Here is a 678-nt window from a genome sequence, read left to right as displayed (position 1 = left end):
TAATTTCTCCAATAAACAGACTCCTTCGTGCATCACTTTTTCTGAAAATGTGACATCCAGGGGCAACCCAGATCTTTTTTTTAGCTCTACTTTTGTTTTTAAGATAACAGCTTTTCTCTCCAATTCTTTAAGCATATTTAAACTTTCAACCAAAGGTAATAACTCTACCTCAAAACCAAACATATGCATATTTTTTGAAATTAAATCATAGCTACGCTTAGAATAAATTCGACTGAAATTTTGCGCCTCTTCTTGATACTCTATCCCTTCCACAAGTAAGACATCATCGTCTTTTCCAAATTGATTGATGATCGCAATCTCTAATTGTTTATAGGCTAAAATTTTATGATTTTCACCCATGAGAATAATATCTGCTTCCTCTAATGAAGAAGCATTTTTATAAGCGATATTCCAATACCGGGAAAGCAGTGTTGTATCTACTGGAATACCTGTATAGTCGACTTCTCCCTCTATTGTTTGTTCGACTCTTTCATTTCCCGTTGGAGAAAATTCTGAGATCAGAGAATTAATTCTATGGATTAGCGCAGGATCCTCTATGGAAGGATTTTTTCTGTGCTTTTCAACTGATGGGCTTAAGGAGTTTCCAAAATTTGGTTCCCTATTTAAAGAAGCAGCATCGCTTGACAAAAACCTTATTTTTCTTTTATTGATCGCTTG

General features: G+C 34.7%; 1 pseudogene. It reads right to left on the bottom strand.

The window, feature by feature from the left end:
- Nucleotides 1-648: pseudogene (locus TY19_RS00400) on the bottom strand (hypothetical protein); the annotation flags it as partial.
- Nucleotides 649-678 lie beyond the last annotated feature (30 nt).

Source organism: Candidatus Protochlamydia sp. R18, from assembly GCF_000648255.1.
GTDB classification, from domain to species: Bacteria; Chlamydiota; Chlamydiia; order Chlamydiales; family Parachlamydiaceae; genus Protochlamydia; species Protochlamydia amoebophila.
Note: the sequence above shows the minus strand (reverse complement) of the source record. Positions and strands in the feature narration are given on the sequence as shown.